Annotated in this window: 23 protein-coding genes; 14 read left to right on the plus strand and 9 right to left on the minus strand. The window is 59.9% G+C overall.

Annotated features, from left to right (window positions below; translation table 11 throughout):
- Positions 1 to 54: 54 nt before the first annotated feature.
- The 3 genes from glpK to HPDFL43_RS15060 all read right to left on the minus strand — a co-directional run bounded on the left by glpK (position 55) and on the right by HPDFL43_RS15060 (position 4,213).
- Positions 55 to 1,542, minus strand: a complete 1,488-nt coding sequence (gene glpK, locus HPDFL43_RS15050) for a glycerol kinase GlpK (RefSeq protein WP_007198238.1) — start codon at positions 1,540 to 1,542, stop codon at positions 55 to 57.
- A 74-nt stretch (positions 1,543 to 1,616) separates the two neighbouring features.
- Positions 1,617 to 3,122: a glycerol-3-phosphate dehydrogenase gene (gene glpD / locus HPDFL43_RS15055; RefSeq protein WP_007198239.1), complete on the minus strand. Its 1,506-nt coding sequence runs from the start codon at positions 3,120 to 3,122 to the stop codon at positions 1,617 to 1,619.
- Positions 3,123 to 3,256: 134 nt separating this feature from the next.
- Positions 3,257 to 4,213, minus strand: a complete 957-nt coding sequence (locus HPDFL43_RS15060) for an AEC family transporter (RefSeq protein WP_007198240.1) — start codon at positions 4,211 to 4,213, stop codon at positions 3,257 to 3,259.
- A 437-nt stretch (positions 4,214 to 4,650) separates the two neighbouring features.
- On the opposite strand from HPDFL43_RS15060, the gene HPDFL43_RS15065 reads away from it, so the two are divergent.
- Positions 4,651 to 5,763: a pyridoxal phosphate-dependent aminotransferase gene (locus HPDFL43_RS15065; RefSeq protein WP_007198241.1), complete on the plus strand. Its 1,113-nt coding sequence runs from the start codon at positions 4,651 to 4,653 to the stop codon at positions 5,761 to 5,763.
- A gap of 159 nt (positions 5,764 to 5,922) precedes the next feature.
- Here HPDFL43_RS15065 and HPDFL43_RS15070 read toward each other — a convergent pair whose 3' ends face one another.
- Positions 5,923 to 6,189, minus strand: a complete 267-nt coding sequence (locus HPDFL43_RS15070; RefSeq protein WP_007198242.1) for a sel1 repeat family protein — start codon at positions 6,187 to 6,189, stop codon at positions 5,923 to 5,925.
- A 472-nt stretch (positions 6,190 to 6,661) separates the two neighbouring features.
- Between HPDFL43_RS15070 and HPDFL43_RS15075 the strand changes: the two genes are divergently transcribed.
- From HPDFL43_RS15075 to HPDFL43_RS15090, 5 genes are all read left to right on the plus strand, one after another.
- The gene (locus tag HPDFL43_RS15075; RefSeq protein ID WP_007198243.1) at positions 6,662 to 7,000 is read left to right on the plus strand and encodes a DUF2147 domain-containing protein; all 339 of its coding nucleotides are present in this window, start codon (positions 6,662 to 6,664) and stop codon (positions 6,998 to 7,000) included.
- A 233-nt stretch (positions 7,001 to 7,233) separates the two neighbouring features.
- The gene (locus HPDFL43_RS15080) at positions 7,234 to 7,410 is read left to right on the plus strand and encodes a hypothetical protein (RefSeq protein WP_156970292.1); all 177 of its coding nucleotides are present in this window, start codon (positions 7,234 to 7,236) and stop codon (positions 7,408 to 7,410) included.
- A gap of 19 nt (positions 7,411 to 7,429) precedes the next feature.
- Complete coding sequence (locus HPDFL43_RS22125; RefSeq protein WP_007198245.1) at positions 7,430 to 7,600, plus strand: hypothetical protein; 171 nt, start codon at positions 7,430 to 7,432, stop codon at positions 7,598 to 7,600.
- A 94-nt stretch (positions 7,601 to 7,694) separates the two neighbouring features.
- Entirely contained in the window at positions 7,695 to 9,194 is a 1,500-nt protein-coding gene (locus tag HPDFL43_RS15085) for an AMP nucleosidase (RefSeq protein ID WP_007198246.1), read from the plus strand.
- Between the two features lie 85 nt (positions 9,195 to 9,279).
- On the plus strand, positions 9,280 to 10,176 hold the full coding sequence (locus HPDFL43_RS15090) for a heme-dependent oxidative N-demethylase family protein (RefSeq protein ID WP_007198247.1): 897 nt from the start codon (positions 9,280 to 9,282) through the stop codon (positions 10,174 to 10,176).
- 120 nt (positions 10,177 to 10,296) lie between these two features.
- Here the strand turns inward: HPDFL43_RS15090 and HPDFL43_RS15095 are convergent, their stop codons facing one another.
- Positions 10,297 to 11,277: a haloalkane dehalogenase gene (locus HPDFL43_RS15095; RefSeq protein WP_007198248.1), complete on the minus strand. Its 981-nt coding sequence runs from the start codon at positions 11,275 to 11,277 to the stop codon at positions 10,297 to 10,299.
- 66 nt (positions 11,278 to 11,343) lie between these two features.
- On the minus strand, positions 11,344 to 11,640 hold the full coding sequence (locus HPDFL43_RS15100; protein WP_169743255.1) for a DUF1330 domain-containing protein: 297 nt from the start codon (positions 11,638 to 11,640) through the stop codon (positions 11,344 to 11,346).
- Between the two features lie 101 nt (positions 11,641 to 11,741).
- Here HPDFL43_RS15100 and HPDFL43_RS15105 point away from each other — a divergent pair, with 101 nt between their 5' ends.
- Together HPDFL43_RS15105 and HPDFL43_RS15110 are read left to right on the plus strand one after the other, a co-directional pair.
- Positions 11,742 to 12,347 (plus strand): TetR/AcrR family transcriptional regulator, encoded by a 606-nt coding sequence (locus tag HPDFL43_RS15105; RefSeq protein WP_084594675.1) that lies wholly within the window; start codon positions 11,742 to 11,744, stop codon positions 12,345 to 12,347.
- A complete protein-coding gene (locus tag HPDFL43_RS15110) occupies positions 12,340 to 13,005 on the plus strand; it encodes a DNA-3-methyladenine glycosylase I (protein WP_007198251.1) in 666 nt (221 codons plus the stop codon). Before HPDFL43_RS15105 ends, HPDFL43_RS15110 begins: the two co-directional genes overlap by 8 nt.
- Positions 13,006 to 13,111: 106 nt before the next feature.
- Here HPDFL43_RS15110 and HPDFL43_RS15115 read toward each other — a convergent pair whose 3' ends face one another.
- The 3 genes from HPDFL43_RS15115 to HPDFL43_RS15125 all read right to left on the minus strand — a co-directional run bounded on the left by HPDFL43_RS15115 (position 13,112) and on the right by HPDFL43_RS15125 (position 16,776).
- Entirely contained in the window at positions 13,112 to 14,776 is a 1,665-nt protein-coding gene (locus HPDFL43_RS15115) for an electron transfer flavoprotein-ubiquinone oxidoreductase (protein WP_040449265.1), read from the minus strand.
- Between the two features lie 291 nt (positions 14,777 to 15,067).
- Positions 15,068 to 15,802, minus strand: a complete 735-nt coding sequence (locus tag HPDFL43_RS21435) for a PAS domain-containing protein (RefSeq protein WP_007198253.1) — start codon at positions 15,800 to 15,802, stop codon at positions 15,068 to 15,070.
- A gap of 248 nt (positions 15,803 to 16,050) precedes the next feature.
- Positions 16,051 to 16,776, minus strand: coding sequence for a Crp/Fnr family transcriptional regulator (locus HPDFL43_RS15125; RefSeq protein WP_007198254.1), 726 nt, complete (start codon positions 16,774 to 16,776; stop codon positions 16,051 to 16,053).
- A gap of 158 nt (positions 16,777 to 16,934) precedes the next feature.
- On the opposite strand from HPDFL43_RS15125, the gene hemN reads away from it, so the two are divergent.
- The 6 genes from hemN to HPDFL43_RS15155 all read left to right on the plus strand — a co-directional run bounded on the left by hemN (position 16,935) and on the right by HPDFL43_RS15155 (position 22,920).
- Entirely contained in the window at positions 16,935 to 18,284 is a 1,350-nt protein-coding gene (gene hemN, locus HPDFL43_RS15130) for an oxygen-independent coproporphyrinogen III oxidase (protein WP_007198255.1), read from the plus strand.
- Positions 18,285 to 18,424: 140 nt separating this feature from the next.
- On the plus strand, positions 18,425 to 18,709 hold the full coding sequence (locus HPDFL43_RS15135) for an acyl carrier protein (protein WP_156970293.1): 285 nt from the start codon (positions 18,425 to 18,427) through the stop codon (positions 18,707 to 18,709).
- A gap of 24 nt (positions 18,710 to 18,733) precedes the next feature.
- Positions 18,734 to 19,219, plus strand: coding sequence for a 3-hydroxyacyl-ACP dehydratase FabZ family protein (locus tag HPDFL43_RS15140; protein ID WP_007198257.1), 486 nt, complete (start codon positions 18,734 to 18,736; stop codon positions 19,217 to 19,219).
- Positions 19,216 to 20,424 (plus strand): beta-ketoacyl-ACP synthase, encoded by a 1,209-nt coding sequence (locus HPDFL43_RS15145; protein WP_007198258.1) that lies wholly within the window; start codon positions 19,216 to 19,218, stop codon positions 20,422 to 20,424. Before HPDFL43_RS15140 ends, HPDFL43_RS15145 begins: the two co-directional genes overlap by 4 nt.
- 13 nt (positions 20,425 to 20,437) lie before the next feature.
- On the plus strand, positions 20,438 to 21,724 hold the full coding sequence (locus HPDFL43_RS15150) for a beta-ketoacyl-ACP synthase (protein WP_040449266.1): 1,287 nt from the start codon (positions 20,438 to 20,440) through the stop codon (positions 21,722 to 21,724).
- 167 nt (positions 21,725 to 21,891) lie between these two features.
- Positions 21,892 to 22,920: a zinc-binding dehydrogenase gene (locus HPDFL43_RS15155; protein WP_007198261.1), complete on the plus strand. Its 1,029-nt coding sequence runs from the start codon at positions 21,892 to 21,894 to the stop codon at positions 22,918 to 22,920.
- Positions 22,921 to 22,931 lie beyond the last annotated feature (11 nt).

Genomic DNA, 22,931 nt, shown 5'->3' on the forward strand with positions numbered 1-22,931 from the left:
GAAAATTTAAAAAAAATTTACCTATTTGTTTTTAAACGATTTTAGGCCACTATTCTAGCTCAGCGTACGCCGCACCGCATCGCGCCAGCCCTTGAGCTTGGCGTTGCGGGTCTTGTCGTCCATCTTTGGCTTGAAGGTCGTGTCACGCGCCCAGGCTTTTGCAAAAGCCTTCTGCTTGGGCCAGACACCGGCGCGCTGGCCCGCAAGCCAGGCGGCTCCCAACGCTGTCGTCTCCAGGATTGTCGGCCTGTCCACCGGCGCATCGAGAATGTCGGCCAGCCGCTGCATGGTCCAGTCGGAGGCCACCATGCCGCCATCAACCCGCAGCACCGTTCCGGCGTTTGAGCTCTTCCAGTCCTTGCGCATGGCGTCGAGCAAGTCGCGGGTCTGGTAGCAGACCGCTTCAAGCGCCGCACGGGCGAATTCGGCGGGGCCGGTGTTGCGGGTCATGCCGAAGATCGCACCGCGGGCCTCCGCATCCCAATGCGGCGCGCCCAGCCCGGTAAAGGCCGGCACCAGGTACACATCCTGGGTCGGATCGGCCTCCGCCGCCAGCTCGCCGCTGTGTTCAGCCTTCTTGATCACCTTGATGCCGTCGCGCAGCCATTGCACCGCGGCGCCCGCGATGAAGATCGATCCTTCCAGCGCATAGGTCGGCTTTCCATCAAGCCGGTAGGCAATTGTGGTCAACAGCCGGTTCCTGGAACGCACCATGTCGTCGCCGGTGTTCAAAAGCGCGAAACAGCCAGTGCCATAGGTGGATTTGAGCATGCCCGGCTCGAAACAGGCCTGGCCGATGGTTGCCGCCTGCTGGTCGCCGGCAACGCCGAGGATCGGGATTTCGGCCCCGAACAGCTTGCCGTCGGTGATCCCGAAATCAGCCGCACAATCCTTCACTTCCGGAAGCATTTCGGCGGGAACACGAAGCGTCTTGAGCAGCTCCGCATCCCATTCCTGAGTGGCGATGTTGAACATCAGCGTCCGCGAGGCATTGGTGGCGTCGGTGACAAAGGACTTGCCGCCCGTCAACCGCCAGATCAGGAATGTGTCGATGGTGCCAAAACAGAGTTCGCCGCGCGAAGCCCGCGCCCGTGACCCTTTCACATTGGACAGCATCCAGGACAGTTTTGTGCCCGAAAAATAAGGATCGAGCAAAAGTCCGGTCTTGGTTGTGAAGGTCTTTTCGAGCCCCTGCCGCTTGAGCTTTTCACAAAAAGACGCCGTGCGGCGGTCCTGCCAGACAATGGCATTGTGGATCGGTTTGCCAGTCTCCCGGTCCCAGACCACGACCGTCTCGCGCTGGTTGGTGATGCCGATCGCGGCCACATCGGAAGCCTCAATCGCGGCTTTCTTGAGAGCCTGGCGGATTGTGGTGACGACAGACTTCCAGATTTCTTCGGGATCGTGTTCCACCCAACCCGATTGCGGATAATGCTGGGTGAATTCCTTCTGCCCGACACCCGCGATTTTCATGTCGCCATCAAACACGATCGCCCGGCTTGATGTGGTGCCCTGATCGATCGCCAGAATGTATCCGCTCATGCTGTCCTCCCTTTGCCTTCACATTTGAGCCGAATTCAGTGCCCGCGAAAAGCCCCGGCCCGCGCCCTTTTCATTCAGACTGCCCGTTTCTCCACCATATAGGCCTCAAGCTTAGCGACCTGTGATGCGTCAAGCCGAAGCCCCCGCTTGGTCCGCCGCCAAAGCACATCAGCGGCCTCCACCGCCCATTCCTGCGCGATCAGGTAATCCACCTCGGCCGCGTAGAGATCGTGGCCGAATTCCTGGCCCAGATCCTCAAGTGCCCTCGCCTGCCCGAGCAGAACCCGCGCCCGGCTGCCGTAATGGCGCATATAGCGCCGCGCCTGATTGGCCGCGAGGAACGGGTAGTCCTTTATCAAACGGTCGACCTCGGCATCAAAGTCATGCACTGCGAAATCGCCCCCCGGAAGGGCCGCACGATGGGTCCAGCACGCCGATTTCTTGCCAAGCCTGTCCTCGATCAGATCCAGCATGGATTCCGCCAGCCTGCGATAGGTTGTGATCTTGCCGCCAAAAATGTTGATCAGCGGCGCGCCCTCTGCAGGGTCGGGTTTGAGAACATAGTCGCGCGTGGCTTCCTGCGCGGCACTCGCGCCGTCATCGTAAAGCGGACGGACACCGGAATAGGTCCAGACAATCGAGGACCGCTCCACCGGCTTGGCGAAATATTCGCTCGCCGCAGCGCACAGATACTCGATCTCCGCGTCGGTGATCGCCACCTCCTTCGGGTCGCCTTTGTAATCCTGGTCGGTGGTGCCGATCAGGGTGAAGTCCTCTTCATAGGGCAGCGCGAAGATGATTCGGCCATCGGCATTCTGGAAAATATAGGCCCGGTCATGCGCATGCAGTTTCGGCACCACGATGTGGCTGCCCTGGACCAGCCGCACATTCTGCGCATCATTGCGGCCGACTACGCCGGTCAGGATATGGTCGACCCAGGGGCCGCCGGCATTGACCATCAGCCGCGCATGAACCGTCTCGCGCGCACCGGTGGCGCGGTCCTCAACCGTGACCTCCCAGGTTCCATCCTTGCGCTCGGCGCTCACAACTTCCGTACGGGTGCGGATTTCTGCGCCGCGCTCGGCGGCATCACGGGCGTTCAGCACCACCAGACGCGCATCATTGACCCAGCAATCGGAATACTCGAAGCCCTTCGAAAACAGTGGTTTGAGCGGCTTGCCCATGGCCGAATCCTTAAGATCCACCGTGGTGGTGGCGGGCAGCAATTTGCGCTTGCCGATGTGATCATAAAGGAACAGCCCGAGCCGGAGCAGCCAAGCCGGCCGCAGCCCCTTGTGATGCGGCAGCACGAACCTCAGCGGCCAGATGATGTGCGGCGCATTGGCCAGCAGCACTTCACGCTCGCTCAAGGCCTCGCGCACCAGCCGGAACTCGTAATGTTCGAGATAGCGCAAACCGCCATGGATCAGCTTTGAGGACCAGGACGAGGTGCCTGATGCCAAATCATTCATCTCGGCGAGAAACACCGAGTAACCGCGCCCGACTGCGTCGCGCGCTATGCCACAGCCGTTGATACCGCCACCAATGACGAAAACATCATAGAGTTTGGTCTCGGCCATCCATCTCTCCAGCCCTGCGGCGATCAGGTGTCACTCTCTAAATCGAACCAAATACGAATGTCAAAAGAAAACAAACGAAAGCCCAACAGTCACCAAGAGCAGCAGGCCTCAAGACACGTTCAGCCGCCCCGGCCTCACAGCAGTGCCTCTGCGATTGCCAGCCAGATCCCGGTTGTCAGCGCGGCCAGCGCGGTTCCAATTGTCATCGAGGTTGACGCGAGCCGCTGCCCGGTGCCAAGCCTGCTGGCGATCAGCCAGGAATTGACACCGGCCGGCAGCGACGCGGCTGCCACGGCGATCTTCGCCTGAAACTCCGGTAGCCCGATCGCCAGCGCCATGCCGAGCGCCACTGCGGGCATCAGGAACAGCTTAAGCGAGACCAGTGACAGCGCCTGACGCACCTGGCCACGAATACCGTAGCCATACAGCGATACGCCCATGGCAAACAGCGCCACCGGGCCCGCGACCCCGGCCAGGCTGGCAATCACCCGATCCACCGGACCCGGAATTGCAAATCCCGTAAACCGCATCAGGCTCCCTCCAAGAATGCCGATGATCAGCGGGTTGGAGAACAGCTGCCGCAGGAAACCAGTCACAAGCGCAGAGACACTCTCCGCCTTGCCCGCCGCACCATCGCGCCTGAGCGCCCATTGGTAAAGGATGATCGACGCCGCCATCATGATCGGCAGATGGATCGTCACCAGCTGCGCCAGCACCACAAGCCCCGCTTCGCCATAAAGTCCGCTGATAAACGGAATGCCCAGAAGCACGAGATTGGAAAACGCCGCCGTCACCCCAGCCACAACGCCCGAGCGCGCATCACGGCCAAACCCTTTTCGGATTGTCAGATGCGCCATTGTCCAGGTGACCAGCACGGCGGTGAAATAGGTCAGCCAAAGCGCCCAGGGCGCGCCGTGATCAAAGCTTGCTGTGGCAATGGTGCGAAACAGCAAAAGCGGCACCGCGATCGTGAACACGAAATCCGACAACCCGTCGCCGGTCTCGCTCCTGATCAGCCGCACCCATGCAGCCCCAAAGCCGATGGCAATCAACGCAAAGACGACCAGGATGGTTTCAACAAAGGCGGGCATGGGCGGGAGACTCAGAAGGGTGGCGAGACCTTGTTCATAGACCCTCCGGGCTTGCGCGCAAAGCGCCGGGGTCAATTGGCGCGGGGCGCGGGACCGGTGCTGGCCGCGCGGTCCGTGCCAGCAGCGGCCCAAAGCCCCTCCCCAACCCCTCCCCACAGGTGGGAGGGGCTAGTTGTGCGGCTCGTTCCGATTCAAGACAGGGAAGTCCCGTGTCGTTGAGAGCGGTGAGACACAAAGACAGGTGCAGCCGGGTAGGCCCCTCCCACCTGTGGGGAGGGGTTGGGGAGGGGCATTTGTTGGCATTGAGTACGCGCTCCCTCCATGTGGCGATGCTGCATTTCGCCCCTGCCCCGCGCCGCACAAACCCCATCCCCGCTTGAAGCCGGACCCCATTGCCTTTAGAGATTTCCGGCCATTCACATACGGAAACCCCAGCCATGACAGCCTTCCCCCGTTTCACCGCCCTTGCAGAATCGCTGCCGCCCACCGTGCCGTTTGTCGGGCCTGAGACCCAGGAACGGGCCCGGGGCGAGGTGTTTGACGCGCGGCTCGGCGCCAATGAAAGCGGCTTTGGCCCGTCGCCATCGGTGATTGCGGCGATTGCCCGCGAGGCGCCGTTGAGCTGGCGCTATGGCGATCCGGAAAACCACGATCTGCGGATGGCGCTTGGTGCCCATCTGGAGCTTTCACCGGAGTGTTTGGTGGTCGGTGAAGGCATTGACGGGCTGCTGGGATTGCTGGCGCGGCTGATCGTCGAACCGGGAACGCCGGTTATCACCTCTCTCGGCGCCTATCCCACCTTTAATTTCCATGTCGCGGGCTTTGGCGGCAAGCTGGTCACCGTGCCATATCGCGATGACCGGGAGGATCTTGACGGGCTGCTTGATGCGGTCATGCGCGAAAACGCGGCGATCGTCTATCTCTCCAACCCCGACAACCCGATGGGCACCTGGCACCCGGCCACTGACATCGTGGCTTTCGCAAAGAGCCTGCCCGAAACCACCATGCTGGTGCTCGACGAGGCCTATGGCGAAACCGCCCCGGCGGGCGCCATCCCCGCGATCGACGCCCTCTCGTCCATGCCCAATGTGCTGCGCTTCCGCACCTTCTCGAAAGCCTATGGGCTGGCCGGGCAACGGGTGGGATACGTGTTTGGCGAGGCGGAAACCGTCTCGCGGTTTCATCGGGTGCGCAATCATTTCGGCGTCAACCGGCTTGGCCAGGCGGCAAGCCTTGCAGCGCTTGAGGATCAGGCCTGGCTCCAATCCGTCATCGCCAGGGTTGCAGCCGCGCGCGACCGGATCGCTGACATCGCCCGCGCCAACGGCCTGGCGCCGATTGCCTCGGCCACCAATTTCGTCACCATGGATTGCGGCGGCGACGGCGCCCGCGCCAAGGCCATTCTTGACGGCCTGGTCAGCCGCGGTGTGTTCATCCGCATGCCCGGCGTCGCCCCGCTCAACCGCTGCATCCGGGTCTCGGCAGCCCCCGAAGCGGAATTGGCCATCTTCGAGCAGCGCCTGCCCGACGTGCTGGCGGCGCTCATGTAGAATTGGAAGAAAGAAGGCCGCAGCCAACCCGTTCCGGTCAGTTGCGGCCTTCGCAGAAAGCCTCTCCATTATATTCGGAGTTTCGGCCCCCGCCCCGTTCCCCTCGAGGCAATTCAATCTGGGTTCGGCTCTGCCGTCGACACGGCGTCCGAGACCGCATCAGTGCATGGTCATCCATTCGCGGGCGGCGCGAAGAGCCGCGGCGAGTTCGGGCTTGCTCATGCTTTCAGCCAGTTCGGCACGCAAAGTTGCGGCGCGGTCCGAGCCCTTGATGGCTGCGATGTTGAGCCATTTGTGTGCGGCGATGAAGTCGACCTCGCAGTCGCGTCCGGTCGCATACATCAGCCCCATTTCGCAAAAGACGTCAGCCTTGGCTTCACCGCCGATGCTGGCCTGATCCTGATCGTGAATTTCATAACGTGCCATTTTACCAGTCCCCGTAAAAAGTTCGATTTCGTTGTCCCTGTCAGCTCTTGAGGAGCCATCTTCTTCATGCTTACGTCCGGTTTGGCCCGGCGCCTTGTTGTTGAGTTGGAGTGTGGGGGTATCGGCTGAAAGCTACGTTAAACGGCATGCTTAAGAGGAACCGAACAAAGTTCAAACGCTTGGTAAATTTGCAATTTTGTTAAACATCAAAGCCGTTGCGAATCCGCCGAAGCTGTCAAATCGGCCGTTTGAGGGCACGCGAAAAAAGTTACGGACGGCTAACCAAAGATCCATCGCATTTTCTGAAAATCTTTCCGGACAGCGGAAATTGCATGTCATTTGGCATGGTTCGCGGTTCTCAAAACCATGGTTGCAATGGTGTATTTCCCGCATTTCACCCAGTTTACCTTTACGTAGCTCTGAGTTAAGTAAGAAATTCGCCTGTGCGCAGGCGTCAACCTGGGAGGAAACCATGATCCGCAAACTGATCGCCGCCGGCGCGCTTGTCGCAGCCATGACGGCCCCCGCGCTCGCTGACCCGATTGTCGGCAACTGGAAAACCAAGAGCGGCGAGACCGCAGCCATCGCCGCCTGCGGCAGCGCCTTCTGCGTCAAGCTGCAGACAGGCGAATATGCCGGCAAGCAGATTGGCAAGATGAGCCCCGACGGCGGCAAATACTCGGGCACCATCACCGATCCATCCAAGGACAAGACCTATTCCGGCTCCGCCACGATCTCCGGCAACAGCCTGAAGATGCGCGGCTGCGTGCTCGGCGTTCTCTGCCGCTCGGAAAGCTGGGCCAAGATGTAACCGCCCGACACCCGATCCGGCACCGGCTTCAAGGCCGGTCTGTCTCAAACCCCGCACTGGCCTGCCAGTGCGGGGTTTTTTGATGCAGCAGGCCCGTCACCGGACCGGGCGGGCCTGACCGGAGCAGACCAGTGCGCCCGGTTAACCTGTTTGAACCGAACATGAACGGCCCCCTCAGCACTGGTTCAGCCAGCCGGTGCGATTATGCGCTCATCAACTGGGGAATGAGACGCATGGCCACGATCGCAAGACGCTTCACAATCATCTGCCTGATCTTCGTGATCTTCGCCATGCTGATGGCCGCCGCCGTCGCCAATTCGGATCGCGACAGCCGCGCCTGGCGCGGCGGTCTGATCGACACCTGTGCGTTTCAAGCCACCACCCAGTGCCGGTTCAACCAACAATCCTGACCTTCGAGGAAACTGTACCATGCGTATTCGCACCCACCGCACACTCTCGACACTTCTGCGCATCGTCGCCTTCACGGCCTTTTTCGTCGGCCCGGTCGGAGCCTTCGCCTATGCCCAGACCGGCGACAAGGGGCCGGGTCTCTCAGGAGCCGGCTTTGTGCTTTACATGAGCATTCAACGCGGCCGCTGAGAATGGCATGGCGAATGATTGGCGCCTTTTGTCCGAAACACCTTTCGCCGCTGCTCGTCTTTTCCTTGTCAAGATTTCTCGTATATGATGGTGCATGGACCAACGAATCTCTTCACACACCGCCAACGGCTTCATTTCACCCGACCCGATCGCCCCGCAGGAATTTTCCGATGCGGCCGAAGCAGTCGCCGCACTTGAAGCCATTTATGAACGCAACACCCGCTTCCTGTGCGAGGCTTTCCAAAGCCTTGCGACAGACAAGCCAAAAGGCCGCTACCGCGCCTTCTACCCTCAGGTAGGGCTTTCCACGACCTCCTTCGGCATGGTCGATTCCCGCCTTTCCTACGGCCACGTGGTCTCGCCCGGGCATTACGCAACCACCATCACGCGGCCCTCACTGTTTCGAACCTACCTCAAGACCCAGCTCGAGCTGCTGCTGCGTAACCACGGCACACCCCTTACAGTGTCAGAATCGGACACCCCGATCCCGCTGCATTTCGCCTTTGGTGAAGGCGCCTATGTCGAGGCCGCCGTCGCCGACAAGCTCGACATGCCGCTGCGCGACCTGTTCGACACGCCCGATCTCGCCACCACCGATGATGAAATCGTCAATGGGCTTTACGAGCCAGGCCCGGGTGAACTCTTGCCGCTGGCCCCGTTCAAGGCGCAACGCGTCGACTATTCGCTGGCCCGGCTGTCGCATTACACCGCGACCGCGCCGGACCATTTCCAGAACTTCGTGCTGTTCACCAACTACCAGTTCTACATCGACGAGTTTTGCGACCATGCCCGCGCGCTGATGGCCGAAGGCAATTCCGAGTATGAGTTCTTTGTAGAGCCGGGCAACCTGATCACGCCATCGGGCCATGGCAGCCCGACCGAGGGCCTGGCTCCGCCGCGATTGCCGCAGATGCCCGCCTATCACCTGAAGCGCAAGGATCATGGCGGCATCACCATGGTCAATATCGGCGTCGGGCCCTCCAACGCAAAGACCATAACCGACCATGTTGCCGTGCTCAGGCCCCATGCCTGGCTGATGCTGGGCCATTGCGCGGGCCTGCGCAATTCCCAGGCGCTGGGCGATTATGTGCTGGCCCACGCCTATGTGCGCGAGGACCACGTGCTTGATGACGACCTCCCCGCATGGGTGCCTATCCCGGCGCTGGCGGAAGTTCAGGTCGCAGTCCAGGACGCGGTCGCGGAAGTGACCGGGCTTGAAGGCTACGATCTCAAGCGGATCATGCGCACCGGCACGGTCGCCACCATCGACAACCGCAACTGGGAACTCCGCGACCAGCGCGGCCCGGTGCAGCGGCTGTCGCAATCGCGCGCCATCGCGCTCGACATGGAATCGGCCACCATCGCTGCCAACGGCTTCCGCTTCCGCGTCCCCTACGGCACGCTGCTCTGCGTCTCCGACAAGCCGCTGCATGGTGAGTTGAAGCTGCCGGGCATGGCGTCAGCGTTTTACAAGACCCAGGTCAACCAGCATCTCAAGATCGGGTTGCTGGCGATGGAAAAGCTAGCCGCCATGCCGCCCGAACGCCTGCATTCGCGCAAACTCAGAAGCTTCTTCGAAACCGCGTTCCAGTAAAGCCCTTGGGGCGGCCCGTGGTGACGATTGTCCATGGGCCGCGGCAACGGGTTTCATCCGCACGACAGATGACAGACCGAGCCATATGACCGACAAGCCGGATCTTCACACGCCCTATGACGGATCGGCGCCACCCTTTGCCATCGGCCTGGCCCGGCTTGATCCCGAGACCTGGCTCGACATCGACAGCAACCTTCCAAGCTACATCGCCGAAAAACACCGACTGACCCGCGAGCGCTACGAGGATGTCTTCGTGGCCGAGCCGGGCACCGAAGATGCCCAGCGCGAGGTCCATGACCTCATCCGCTCTCATCTCGGCGGCCGCTTCCCGTCAGCCGGACCCACCCCGCCCGGCACCGCGCTGACAGCGCCGGATGGCACACCGCTGCCCCTTCTGCATCAGGCGGCTCTCGGCGTTCAGGAAGACCTGGTGCTGATGCGCAAGGGCGAGACCGGATGGCTGCTGGCCGCTGCTTCCGTTTGCTTCCCCTCGTCGTGGAACCTTCGGGAGAAGTTCGGCCATCCGATGCACATTATACACGGGCCGGTCCCTGGCTTTGCCCAGGGCACCCGCAATGCCGGGCTGATCGAGCGCATGTTCGACAATCTGCGTGTCGACATGCCGGTGGTGCGCTGGAACTGGTCGGTCTATGGCGATGCGGAGCTGTTCCATCAGCACGGCCACGAGAAAGGCGAAGGCCGCTTCGGTCCGGGCCCAATCGCCAGCAACGTCTATCTGCGGCTCGAGCGCCAGACCCTGCGCAAACTGCCCGAAAGCGGCGATATTGTCTTCACCATCCGGATCTACATCGATCCGCTGACCGTGCTCGAAACCCATCCCGAAGGCCCAAGACTGGCCTCAGCCATCGCAGATCAGGTTAAGGCGCTGAGCCCCGCCGAACGCGCCTACAAGGGGCTGGCCACCGAACAGGAAAGGTTGCTCACGCGGCTGGCGAGGATTGGGGCAAGTGAGCCGGGTTGAAGGGGCATGCTGTCCGGAATCTGATCGCCATCCAGCCAATATATGCATTCAAGATAATATATGCATTCAAGGTATGGAAGGGGCGCCGGAGAAGGCGCCCCATTTAGCCGGGGCCCAGCCCTAATTACGGCGCAACCAGTCAGCGATTGCCCGCCCGATTGCATCGGGTTGGTCTTCCTGAATGAAGTGCAGGCCCTGGCCAACGAAGGCTGTTTCCAGATTGTCGATCAGATCGGTGTAAAATGGGACCGCTTGCGGAGGCACCAGGACACCCGGTTCCGCATAGGCAAGCAGCACCGGCATGTCGGTTTTACCCATGAACGTTTGGATATCCTGCATAAGCTGGACGTTTGAGGCAGGCATCCCATTGATAGGGACTTCCCGTGGCCACATCCATGTCGGCAGGCGGCTATCGACGGTGCTGTAGGGCGCGCGGTAAGTCTCCATGGCAGCCTCGCCCAAGGGCCGATTGGCCATCATCGGCAGGATGCTCTCGACAAACATGTTGCCCTCCATGACCATCTCACGGCCCTTTTCCGGATCCCGCAGAGCCCGGAACATGCCGCCCATTTCCTCGCCCATGGCTTGATAGCTGTCCTGTGGAAAGGCCGGAGGCAATACACCCTCCATAAATGCCAGTCTGACCACCTTATCAGGGTTCCTGCGGGCGAAATCCCATGCAAGGGCTGAGCCCCAGTCGTGACTGACCAGCGTGATCGCCGGCAAGTTCAACTCGTCCACAAACGCTTCAAGATATCGCGCATGATCTGCAAAGGTGTAAGCTATATCGGGCTTGCCGGATTCCCCCATGCCGATCAGGTCAGGCGCAATCACGCGATGGGTGCTGCTGACGTAGGGTATCACATTGCGCCAGAGGTATGCCGACGAGGGGTTCCCGTGCAGGAAAACCACCACGTCACCTTCCCCCTCTTCCAGATAGGACATGGTAGAGCCCAGAACCGCAATCTCGCGCCGGTCTATGACCAGCTCCTCCGAGACCGCAACAGCGGGCAACTTTGGCGCTGCGTCTTCTGCGACAACCAGTGTGGACGACAAGGCGATCAGCGTCGTGACCGCTGCTATTTTCAGTAAATTCGACATGATCTCTCCTGTTCGGGGCACGACGGCGACCCGATTGTTCGTGTTCAAAATGTCTGGAAAAGAGGGCTAGGCTGAGGGATCCTGGTAGACGACGAATTGCATGTCTCCCGCTTCATCGCGCAAGCCGGCATGTTGCTGGTATTCCGGTGAATTAAACCACGCGGTCAAGGCTTCGATATCAGGGAACTGCACAACACTCGTCATGTGCAGGCCTGCGTCTTCTCCGATAAGCGTTTGAACGGCGCGGCCGCGAAGAACAAGCGCCCCCTTATGCCCGGCGATGGTTGGTCCCGTTGCAGCGGCATAGTCTTGCATCTTGGCAGGATCCTTCACTTTGATCCGCGACACGAAAAAGGCTGTCATTGGGTCTGTCTCCTTGACTTCAGCGTTTTGTACAGCCATGTATAAAACATGTTTCATTTATTTTGTCCACATGTGTACAAAATAAAAATCAGGAGCCTGAAATGGCGAGACCATCCGGTTTTGATCGAGAAGCTGCCGTCGAAGCAGCAATGCAGGAAATCTGGCGCGATGGCTATGAAGCGAGTTCGGTGAAGGCGCTTTCCAAGAAACTCGGGATCACCCGCTCCAGCTACTACAATGCCTTCGGCACGCGTGAGGACCTCTTCAAGGAGGCGCTCGCCGTCTACTTCGCCCAGTCACCCGACGCAGTTTTACACGGTGACCTGCCGGACATGCCGGTCTGCAATCTGCTGACCCGAACGTTCCGCGCAATCTGCAAAGCGCGCGCCGATGACCCCGAAGCACGCGGGTGTTTGGCCATAAACAGTCTGACTGAGCTCGACACCACACAGGATGAGCTTGGCATCGCCATTGCAAACGCCATCCTCAACAGCGCAGCCCGCCTCGAAGAACTGCTGGAACTGGCAGTCAGCAGACAGGAACTGCCTGAACAGACCAACCCGCATGCAACTGCACTAGCCCTTCAGAACCTGATGATCGGCCTGAACGTGTTTTCCAAGGCATTGCGCGATGAGGCCGAACTCTGGCTGACCGCAAGAACAACCCTGATTGCGCTGGGCATTGATTGTGAGGATGAGAATGCGTGACTTTGAAGAAATCTACGCCATCGCTGTTGACCGGAAGGGGGGGCCGGATGCGCTTGAAGAGCTGCTGATCACACCTCTGACGGCGGCACAACTGGCGGCAACAGACGATGATCGCTGGCTCGCTGCCATGGCGAAATGTTTGTTCCAGGCGGGCTTCAACTGGAAAGTGATCGAGGCAAAATGGCCGGACATGGAGGCCGCCTTCGACGGCTTCGCAACAGCCAAAGTCGCTGCCTATCATGAAGGCGATGTTGATCGCCTGCTGTCTGACAAAAGGATTGTCAGAAACGGCGCGAAAATCATGGCGGTGATCGAGAACGCCCGCTTTGTTCACAACATTGCCGGTGACCATGGTGGTTTCGGCAAATTCATCGCCAACTGGCCCGCCGAGACACACAACGAGCTGCTCGATTTCATCGCCAAGCAAGGCGCCCGACTGGGTTCCGTAACGGGGCAGCGCATGCTCAGACAAATGGGGCGTGACGGCTATATCCTCTCACCCGATGTGATTGCGCGCTTGAAGGCGGAGGGCATTGTGGGCAAGCCGCCCGCTTCAAAACGGGACCTTGCGGCCATTCAGAAGGCCTTCAATGACTGGATGGCACAATCCGGCCACTGCCTCACCCAGATAAGTCAGATTTTGGCGTATAGCATATGAATTGAGGCAGCCGTCCGCCCTTGGGGCGAAACGGCGATCTTGGCTTGAAACCAATCCAGATGACAGAGTGAGAAGGTGCGGACCGCCCTAGCCCGCACCGCTGCCCTCACATGTTCGTATAGACCGGCCCCTCGCCGCCCTGGGGCGGGACCCAGTTGATGTTCTGGTTCGGGTCCTTGATGTCACAGGTCTTGCAGTGCACGCAGTTCTGCGCGTTGATCACGAAGGTCGGCGTGCCGTCGGTTTCCACCCATTCATAGACGCCGGCCGGACAATAGCGGTTGGATGGTCCGGCATAGACATCAAGTTCCGACGACTTCTGCAGTGCCGAATCCTGAAGCTGGAGATGCACCGGCTGGTCTTCCTCGTGGTTGGTGTTGGACAAGAACACCGAGGACAGACGGTCAAAGGTCAGCACGCCATCAGGCTTGGGATAGTCGATCTGCTTGTGCTTGGAGGCCGGCTCAAGCGCCGCATAATCGGCCTTGCCATGGGACATGGTGCCGAAGGGCGAGACGCCGAACAGCGTGTTGAGCCACATGTCGAGACCGCCGAGTGCCACACCGCCAATGGTGCCGAGTTTCGACCACAGCGGTTTGACGTTGCGCACTTTCTTGAGATCCTTGCCGATCTCGGAGGCGCGCCATGCCGCATCATAACCGTCGAGCGTGTCCTGCGTCCGGCCTGCCGCGATGGCCTCGGCCGCATGCTCGGCCGCCATCATCCCCGACAGCACCGCGTTGTGCGATCCCTTGATCCGGGCAACATTGACGAAGCCGGCCGAACAGCCGATCAGCGCGCCGCCGGGGAAAGCAAGCTTGGGCACAGACTGCCAGCCACCTTCGGAGATCGCGCGCGCACCGTAGCTCAGCCGCTTGCCGCCCTCGAACACCGGAGCGATCGCCGGATGAGTCTTGAAGCGCTGGAATTCCTCGAACGGCGAAAGATAGGGGTTCTTGTAGTTGAGATGGACCACGAAACCAACGGCCACCTGGTTGTCCTCGAGGTGATAGAGGAACGAGCCACCGCCGGTTTTCATGTCGAGCGGCCAGCCGAATGAGTGCTGCACCAGACCCGGCTTGTGATGCTCGGGTTTCACCTCCCACAGCTCCTTCAGGCCAATGCCGAATTTCTGTGGCTCGCGGTCTTCATCAAGCTTGTATTTCGAGATCAACTGCTTGGCGAGCGAGCCGCGAACGCCCTCACCGATCAGCACATATTTGCCAAGCAGCGCCATGCCCCTGGCGTAGTTGGGGCCGGGCTCGCCATTGCGCTCGACACCCATGTCACCGGTGGCAACCCCGATCACGGCGCCATCATCATTGGTCAGAACTTCGCTCGCCGCAAAGCCGGGATAAATCTCCACGCCCAGGGCCTCGGCGCGTTCACCAAGCCAGCGGCAGACATTGCCCAGCGAGACAATGAAATTGCCGTGATTGTTCATCAGCGGCGGCATCATGAAATTGGGAAGCCTGACCGAGCCAGCCGGGCCAAGCACCAGAAAATGGTCAGCATTGACCGCGGTCTTGAACGGATGGTCCGGGTCGTCGCGCCAATCGGGGATCAGCTTGTCGATGCCGATAGGGTCGACCACCGCGCCCGAGAGAATATGCGCCCCGACTTCGCCGCCCTTCTCCAGCACCACCACCGTAAGCTCGGGATCGAGCTGTTTGAGCCGGATCGCAGCCGACAGACCCGCAGGGCCTGCGCCGACGATCACCACATCGAATTCCATGCTCTCGCGCTCGGCAAGTTCAGCCACTTCAGTCATCAAAATCCCTCACATTCTGGCTGCTGCGCAGCGGTCTCACCTGGCTCATGCAAGCTAACCTTCTTCATCTTTCGGCCACAGCCACCCTGTCCGGTCCGGCAGAACGGCAATGCAGCCGCTCCGTACAACTCAACGGCCTCGCACTCTCATGTCAAAAGACGCGGCCAGAGTCGAGACGGCAGCAAGAAGCAATTCCAGCAGATATCAGAAATTGACGTGAACGTAAAAGTCAATTTTGACGCAGGCGAACGCCCTTCAGAACCGTTGCCCCTTTTTTCTCGGGCGGCTGCTTCAGGCGACCCGGGCGAACAGCGGATTCATCCTCAGCGTCAACAATGCGCCGATGATGGATTTGTCTGGCCCCAAAAATGGCGTCATGGTGCAATTGACTTCAAACATGCGTCCACGGAGATCCGCAATTTCATAGATGTAGGAAACCCGAGCGCCGCCAAAGCACTGGTCAAGCCTTGGTTTGGCGCGGGATAGAAAGCGTTGCTTGTCGATGAATTCGGCAAGGTGTCTGCCCACAAATGCCGATGGCGGCTTTCCATGAAACTCGCCATTGCGCTTATTGGTGTAGATATACCGGTAATCGAGCCCAACCACGGCAATTCGCTCTGGCAGCGAATCAAGCACCAGTTCATGCGGCGAAGGATCATAACCCTCCGCAAAAGCCGGATCGGCTGACGCCTTTGGCGACACGCTCATCCAGTCCTTTATCTGCGCAATCTCCGGCTGCGAGAAAACAAGCCCCGCGCTGAGATAACGTTCGAACAAGACCGCCATCATATCTGTGTAGCGGGAGACACTGTCATCATCTTCGCTGTTTCGCACAGCAAGCCGCGCAAAAAAACGCAACTGCTGGATCGCCTGTTTGTTGTCACATGCATAGAAACGGAAAATCCGCTGAATCAACGGCTGGATCTCTGAATCGAGATGACTGACTGCAGCTTCGTCACCACGACGAACAGCCGACAGCAATTCTGAACACTGATCTTCAAATGTACCAATAAGTTTCAGCAGCATCCAAACCTCAGAATATTTTCTTTTTGACAGCCATCACTACATCCACAAGGACTGTTTGTCGACCTCGCCAAGCATAACACGAGCATGATCCATTTCGTTCAAATACGCAGAAAAATTGAACACTGAAACGCGTTGAAATCTCCAACAGTGCAGCCTGCAAAACAGCAACGGCTGTCAAAGTCCCTTGCAAGTTGACAGCTTAACCAAAAACCGGGCCTGCAGCGGCCAACGAAACATTGTGCTGAAGATTATTGCGAGGCAAACTCCGCGAGCTTGTCCAGATCAGGAACCTCGACATGCCGGTTGTTCCGAATCACAATGACCTGTTCCTTGCGCAATTTGGTCAATTGCCGGCTCACCGTCTCTATGGTCAGACCAAGAAAATCTGCAATGTCGGATCGGGTTAGCGGCAGTTCGAAACTTGCCGAATCCGGGTCGGCCTCCGGATTGATATGCGTGGCGATAAGATAGAGAAAACTGGCGACCTTTTCACACGCCGTCTTGCGCCCCAGAGTGAGCATCCAGTCGCGAGCCTCGTCCAGCTCCTTGAGGGTTTGCTCAAGCAGGCGGTGCTCGAGTTCAGGGGCTTCCTTGATCATCCGCTCGATTGCCGCCTTGGGAAAACTGCAGACATTGACATCGGTCGCAGCATCCGCGGAGATTCCGCTGTCGATGCGAAACGGGCGCCCGAGGAAATCCGGAGCGAATTGCAGCCCGACGATCTGCTGCCGCCCGTCCGACATCATCTTGGTGAGTTTGACCACGCCGGTAATGATGTTTGCGTAGCTGCTGGTTTCCTGGCTTTCCCCGATCAGTTCCGATCCCGCTTCGATGTGCTTGCGCGTAGATTGCTTGTTCAGACTGAGAAGCTGGGACGATGTCAAAGCGCCGCATACGCCGCGATGCCGGGCTTCGCATGCCCGGCACAGCACCGGAATGTCGGAATTGTGGATGTCTTTGCGGTGTGCGTCCATTCAACCCTCGATATCACGAAGCACAACTGGCAAGCACGGCGTTCCGCTCTCCTGCCAGAGCGCGCATATGACTTCAAAGAACAGGCGGGTTTGATCAAAGTCAAGGCAGCAGCCTGTGCCATCTGCATTGTATCGTGACAACCGGGAGTGAATTGCAGATGCAAAAAGATTATGTGCGCAAACACGCGGGCCCAGCTCCGCGCTACACCAGCTACCCCACCGCGCCGCATTTTCATGCAGGCGTCGATGGGGATGTCTATGCCCGCTGGCTCAGGCAACTCAAGCCGGGGCAGACGCTTTCCCTCTACATTCACATCCCCTGGTGCGACCGGCTGTGCTGGTTTTGTGGCTGCAACACCAAGCAGACCCGCAGATATGACCCGCTCAAGACCTATCTCGCAGCCCTTGAAAACGAGATTGAGACCATCTCCGGTCTTGTCGATCCCGGCTGCAGGGTCACCGCGCTCCATCTGGGCGGCGGCTCGCCCACCATGCTCAAGCCCGAAGATATGGTTTGGCTCGACAAGGCGCTGCGCAGCCGTTTCCATTTCGACGACGGTGCCGAAATCAGCGTCGAAATGGATCCCAATGATCTCGACGCCGACAAATATGATGCGCTCGCCGAAATCGGGCTCACACGTGCCTCCATTGGTGTCCAGGATTTCGACGAGAAAGTGCAGCAGGCCATCAACCGCGAACAGACCTTTGAGCAGACCCGCGAAGTGGTCGAACAGGTCCGTGCACGCGGAGTCCGCTCGGTCAATTGCGATGTGCTCTACGGCCTGCCCCACCAGACACGGCAATCGGTCGATCGCACCATCGAGCAGGTTGTTTCACTCAGGCCTGACCGGATCGCGCTGTTCGGCTACGCCCACGTGCCCTGGATGAAGACCCACCAGAAGATGATTGATGAGGCAGCATTGCCCGATGTCACCGAGCGTTTCGCACAGATGAACCGCGCAAGCTCGTCCTTGACAGCAGCGGGGTACACCTCAATCGGGATCGATCACTTCGCCCTGCCCGCCGACAGTCTCGCGATCGCGGCCGCCTCCGGTGCGATGCGCCGCAATTTCCAGGGCTACACCAGCGATACCGCCGATGCCCTGATCGGAATGGGAGCCTCTTCCATCGGACAGCTGCCCCAGGGCTACATCCAGAACCAGCCTTCCACCGGCGAGTATCAGCGTCAGGTCAATTTGGGCCGGCTGCCAGTCGTGCGCGGCTTCGAATTGTCCGAAGAAGACCGCCTCCGCGCCCGCATCATCGAACTTTTGATGTGCGATTTCGCGTTTTCCTTCTCCACCATCCGGCACGAATTCGGCGGTGCCGCGGAGCAAGTGCTCGATGAAGCGGAATACCTTGCCGGCTGCGATACCGACGGAATGATCGAGTTCTCAGGCGGCCTTTTTCAGGTCACCGACAAGGGCAGGCCCTTTGTCCGCTCCATCGCCTCGGCATTCGACAGCTATTTCGGCGAAGGCGCTGCCAGGCACTCACTTGCGGTGTAGCCCCGGCGTACCCTCGTAGGGCCGCTTCCAAGCCTTAAACCGTGATCAAAGAGCAACGGACGGAATCGCGTGCAAAGTAGCCATTGGCTTTTGCGCCGGATTTTTCTATAGCTTCGGCCAAACCCTTAGCCAATGAGGAATTGAGCGTGACCGCAACATTCGACAAGGTCGCCGACATTATCGCTGAAACAAGCGAGATTGACCGCGACAGCATCACTCCTGAAAGCCACACCATTGACGATCTGGGAATCGACAGCCTCGATTTCCTGGACATTGTTTTTGCCGTCGACAAGGAATTCGGAATCAAGATTCCGCTTGAGCAGTGGACCCAGGAAGTCAATGACGGCAAGGCCTCGACAGAAGAGTACTTCGTGCTTGGCAATCTCTGCACCAAGATCGACGAGCTGAGGGCTGCCAAGGCTTGACGCCTGAAGCGGCGGGTTTGTCCGATGTACCTTGAATATTTCCAGATGATCGACCGGATCGAGGCGCTCGACCTCGATGCGGCAACACTGGTTGCCTCTTCCACGGTCCCTGACGCAAGCCCGGTCTTCGAAGGCCATTTTCCCGGAATGCCGCTTGTGCCCGGTGTGTTGCTGATCGAAACCATGGCGCAAGCTTGCGGCTTTCTGATCCTCGCCAAGACCGGCTTTGCGGCGATGCCCTTCTTGATGTCCGTGGATGGGGCCAAGATGCGCGATTTCGTCAAGCCGGGCGCTAAACTTGAAATATCGGCCACGTTGGAGCACGAAGGTTCGGGCTATGTGGTGGCAAAGGCGCGCATCTCAAGTGATGGCAAACGCACCGCCGATTGCCAGCTCAAGCTCAAGACGGTGGCGTTCGACCAGGTTCCACTGGCCGAGATCGTTCGCAAACGGGCCGAGGAAGTTGGTCTGTTGGCTGCCATGGACGACATCAATGGAGACAGGCAATGACCAACCCCGACAATGCTGTTGTTGTAACAGGCATAGGCCTTGTCACCGCGCTCGGCGTCGGCAGCGATGTCCATCGTGCTGCACTGACAAGCGGCTCGGTTTCACCCCGCGACATCAGTGACAGCGAAAACTTCGCGCCCTACACCGTGTTTCCGCTGCCTGAAATCGACTGGTCGCAGCAGATACCCCGGCGTGGGGACCAGAGGCAGATGGAAAACTGGCAGCGCCTGGGCGTATTCGCGGCAGGAATGGCGCTCGATGATGCAGGTTTCAAGGATGACCTCGAAGCCTGCGCGACAATGGACATGATTGTCGCAGCCGGCGGCGGCGAACGCGACATCGCGGTCGACACACTGATCGTTGAGGAGAGCCGCAAGCGCAACGACCGCGATGTTCTGCTCAATGAAAAACTGACCACCGAATTGCGCCCGACGCTGTTTCTGGCGCAGCTCTCCAACCTTCTGGCCGGCAATATCTCCATCGTCCACAAGGTCACGGGCTCGTCACGAACCCTGATGGGCGAGGAAGGCGCAGGCATATCCGCGATCGAGACCGCACATGCACGCATTACGGCGGGGCAATCGACCCATTGCCTGGTCGGTGGCGCTTTTGTCGCCGAACGCTACGACATGATCCTGCTTCTGGAAGCCATTCAGGGGCTGGCGAAAGGCGGACTCGAGCCGTTCTGGGATCAGAACGGCGATGCCGCCGGCATGAACCTCGGCACCGCCGGCGCCTTTCTTGTGCTTGAATCACGCGCTCATGCCGAAGCGCGAGGAGCGCATATCTACGCAAGTCTTGATGGCGCCCTGGGTGACAGGGGCTCACGCGACGAAGGCAAGCTCGAACAACGCCTCTCCCGCCTGTGCGATGAAACAGGCGCAGCAGCCGGGTCTCCGGAAACACTGGTCTTCTGCGGCGCGAGCGGCTTTCCCGGGTTGAGCGGGCGCGAGCGCGCATTCCTGCAAACACGCTATCCCGATGCGCCGCTTCGCAGCTACGGAGCGCTGTTCGGGCATTCCCTCGAAGCGCAATTCATCACCGGCCTGGCGCTTGCAAGCCTGGCGCTCGACGAATCCAGCCCGATCAAGCCGATGGCGCCGGGCGTTGATGCCGAAATGCCCGAAGCGGCAAAATCGGCTATTGTGACAACCATCGGACATGCGCGCGGTGAAGGCGTGGCCCGTCTGAGCAAGCTGTCCTGACCCGGAGCCCACCATGACCAAAGCCGCATACAAGGATCATCTTGGCCGCCCGCTGGTCGCCGTGACCGGCATGGGCGTCGTCACCTCGCTCGGCCAGGGAATCGAGGACAACTGGACACGCCTGACCGCCGGCGAATCCGGCATTCATGCGATCACCCGGTTTCCATCGGAAAGCCTGTCGACCAGAATTTGCGGAACGGTCGATTTTATCGACATTCCCACTCCAAACGCTGTTGAACGCTCCTTCGCATTCGCGCGCGAGACCACCATCGAAGCGCTGGCACAAGCTGGTCTCTCCGGCGATTTTGGCGGACCGTTGTTTCTGGCAGCCCCGCCGATTGAGCCCGAATGGAGCGCCCGCTTTGAACTGGGCGACCGGGTGCCGCCCGGGCAGTTGAATGGCAATGCCTATGAGCAGTTCCTCACCGTTCTGCGGGAAAACGCCGATCCGGTGTTTCATGAAGCAGCGCTGTTCGGTTCGATTTCTGAACGCCTGGCTGATCAGTTCGGAACCCGCGGCCTTCCGGTGACGCTGTCAACGGCCTGTGCATCAGGGGCCACGGCGATCCAGCTCGGCGTCGAAGCCATCCGCCAGGGCCGCACCGACCGGGCACTCTGCGTCGCCACCGACGGTTCGGTCAGCGCCGAAGCGCTGATCCGCTTTTCGCTGCTCTCGGCGCTGTCGACCAACAATGATCCGCCGCAAAAGGCATCGCGTCCCTTTACCAAGGACCGCGACGGCTTCGTCATTGCAGAAGGCGCCGCGACTCTGGTTCTGGAATCGCTGGAAGCCGCGCTGGCCCGCGGCGCCCGCATTCACGGAATCATCAGCGGCTGTGGCGAGAAGGCGGATCATTTCCACCGGACCCGCTCATCGCCCGATGGCGGACCGGCAATCGCAACCATTCGCGCGGCGCTGGATGATGCAGGGCTTTCCGCCGATGACATCAGCTACATCAACGCCCACGGCACCTCGACGCCCGAGAACGACAAGATGGAGTATCTGTCCTTGTCGACAGTCTTTGGAGAGCGGATGGCCGAGGTTCCCGTCTCCTCGAACAAGTCGATGATCGGCCACACGCTGACCGCCGCCGGTGCTGTGGAGGCAGTTTTCTCGCTGATGACCATCGCAACCGGCGTGATCCCGCCCACCATCAATTATGACAATCCGGACCCGGCCATTCCGCTGGACGCGGTCCCCAATGTCAAACGTGACGCGACGGTTACCAGCGTGCTGTCCAATTCCTTTGGCTTTGGCGGGCAGAACGCATGCCTTGTCATGTCGGCTGAACCGGCTTAAGGCATGGCGCGCCCGGGCGGATAGGCCGGGCGAAATGAACCAGGCATTCATTCACAGCGTCGGCCGCGCGGAGTGGTGCGCTCAAGACAATACCCGGTGCACAAGATCACTCGTGCAAACCATTGCTTGGTGAAAAACGTCGCACCGGACGGCAAGGGATGACAATCATGCGCGCATTGCAGCTCATCGAAGACCGCAAGCTCGAGACGGTGGATCTACCACCGCCGCCGCCGCCGGGCATTGGCGAGGTGACCGTCTCCATCAAGGCCGTCGCGCTCAACCACATCGACGTTTGGGGCTGGCGCGGCATGGCATTCGCCAAGCGCAAGATGCCACTGGTGATCGGCGCAGAGGCTTCCGGCACGGTCGATGCGGTCGGTCACGGCGTGGCCGGACTGGTTCCTGGGCAATTGGTCTCGATTTATGGCGCACGCACATGCGGCCTCTGCCGTCCCTGCCGCGAGGGACGTGACAATCTGTGCGAACATGTGGGCGGCGTTCACGGTTTTCACCTCGATGGCTTTGCCCAGGAGCAGGTCAATTTGCCAGCCCGTCTTCTGGTCCCGGCACCTCCGGGCGTCAGCGCCATTGGCGCTGCTGTCGCACCGGTCACCTTCGGCACGGTCGAACACATGCTGTTTGACAACGCCAGGCTCGAACCCGGTGAAACGGTTCTCATCCATGCCGGTGGCTCCGGCATCGGCACTGCAGCGATCCAGCTCGCCAAGAAGATCGGCTGCACCGTTATCACCACGGTGGGTTCGGACGCCAAGATCGAGCCAGCCAAGGCACTTGGCGCCGATCACGTGATCAACTATCGCGACGACCGGTTCGAGGGCGTCGTCCGCAAGCTGACCAAGAAGCAGGGCGTTGACGTCGTGTTCGAACATGTCGGCGCCGACACCTGGGCTGGTTCCATCCTGTCGCTCAAGCGCGGCGGGAGACTGGTCACCTGCGGATCAACCTCCGGCGTCTCCACCGAAATGAACCTGATGATGCTGTTCCAGCGTCAATTGAAGATCTTCGGATCCTTTGGCTGCAGGATGGAGAACATGGCTGACGCCATGCAGAAAATGGCAGCAGGCCAGGTCCACCCCGTCATCGACACCGAGGTCAGCTTCGATGAAATCGACACGGCGCTCGCCCGCATGGAAGGCCGTGACGTGTTCGGCAAGATCATCCTGAACATCAGCTGACATGACCCACT

Source organism: Hoeflea phototrophica DFL-43, from assembly GCF_000154705.2.
Taxonomy (GTDB): Bacteria; Pseudomonadota; Alphaproteobacteria; order Rhizobiales; family Rhizobiaceae; genus Hoeflea; species Hoeflea phototrophica.

Bases quoted from the DNA above. Each gene is read 5' to 3' on its own strand.
- glpK (WP_007198238.1), bottom strand. From the start codon at position 1,542: ATGAGCGGATACATTCTGGCGATCGATCAGGGCACCACATCAAGCCGG.
- glpD (WP_007198239.1), bottom strand. From the start codon at position 3,122: ATGGCCGAGACCAAACTCTATGATGTTTTCGTCATTGGTGGCGGTATC.
- HPDFL43_RS15060 (WP_007198240.1), bottom strand. From the start codon at position 4,213: ATGCCCGCCTTTGTTGAAACCATCCTGGTCGTCTTTGCGTTGATTGCC.
- HPDFL43_RS15065 (WP_007198241.1), top strand. From the start codon at position 4,651: ATGACAGCCTTCCCCCGTTTCACCGCCCTTGCAGAATCGCTGCCGCCC.
- HPDFL43_RS15070 (WP_007198242.1), bottom strand. From the start codon at position 6,189: ATGGCACGTTATGAAATTCACGATCAGGATCAGGCCAGCATCGGCGGT.
- HPDFL43_RS15075 (WP_007198243.1), top strand. From the start codon at position 6,662: ATGATCCGCAAACTGATCGCCGCCGGCGCGCTTGTCGCAGCCATGACG.
- HPDFL43_RS15080 (WP_156970292.1), top strand. From the start codon at position 7,234: ATGGCCACGATCGCAAGACGCTTCACAATCATCTGCCTGATCTTCGTG.
- HPDFL43_RS22125 (WP_007198245.1), top strand. From the start codon at position 7,430: ATGCGTATTCGCACCCACCGCACACTCTCGACACTTCTGCGCATCGTC.
- HPDFL43_RS15085 (WP_007198246.1), top strand. From the start codon at position 7,695: ATGGACCAACGAATCTCTTCACACACCGCCAACGGCTTCATTTCACCC.
- HPDFL43_RS15090 (WP_007198247.1), top strand. From the start codon at position 9,280: ATGACCGACAAGCCGGATCTTCACACGCCCTATGACGGATCGGCGCCA.
- HPDFL43_RS15095 (WP_007198248.1), bottom strand. From the start codon at position 11,277: ATGTCGAATTTACTGAAAATAGCAGCGGTCACGACGCTGATCGCCTTG.
- HPDFL43_RS15100 (WP_169743255.1), bottom strand. From the start codon at position 11,640: ATGACAGCCTTTTTCGTGTCGCGGATCAAAGTGAAGGATCCTGCCAAG.
- HPDFL43_RS15105 (WP_084594675.1), top strand. From the start codon at position 11,742: ATGGCGAGACCATCCGGTTTTGATCGAGAAGCTGCCGTCGAAGCAGCA.
- HPDFL43_RS15110 (WP_007198251.1), top strand. From the start codon at position 12,340: ATGCGTGACTTTGAAGAAATCTACGCCATCGCTGTTGACCGGAAGGGG.
- HPDFL43_RS15115 (WP_040449265.1), bottom strand. From the start codon at position 14,776: ATGACTGAAGTGGCTGAACTTGCCGAGCGCGAGAGCATGGAATTCGAT.
- HPDFL43_RS21435 (WP_007198253.1), bottom strand. From the start codon at position 15,802: ATGCTGCTGAAACTTATTGGTACATTTGAAGATCAGTGTTCAGAATTG.
- HPDFL43_RS15125 (WP_007198254.1), bottom strand. From the start codon at position 16,776: ATGGACGCACACCGCAAAGACATCCACAATTCCGACATTCCGGTGCTG.
- hemN (WP_007198255.1), top strand. From the start codon at position 16,935: ATGCAAAAAGATTATGTGCGCAAACACGCGGGCCCAGCTCCGCGCTAC.
- HPDFL43_RS15140 (WP_007198257.1), top strand. From the start codon at position 18,734: ATGTACCTTGAATATTTCCAGATGATCGACCGGATCGAGGCGCTCGAC.
- HPDFL43_RS15145 (WP_007198258.1), top strand. From the start codon at position 19,216: ATGACCAACCCCGACAATGCTGTTGTTGTAACAGGCATAGGCCTTGTC.
- HPDFL43_RS15150 (WP_040449266.1), top strand. From the start codon at position 20,438: ATGACCAAAGCCGCATACAAGGATCATCTTGGCCGCCCGCTGGTCGCC.
- HPDFL43_RS15155 (WP_007198261.1), top strand. From the start codon at position 21,892: ATGCGCGCATTGCAGCTCATCGAAGACCGCAAGCTCGAGACGGTGGAT.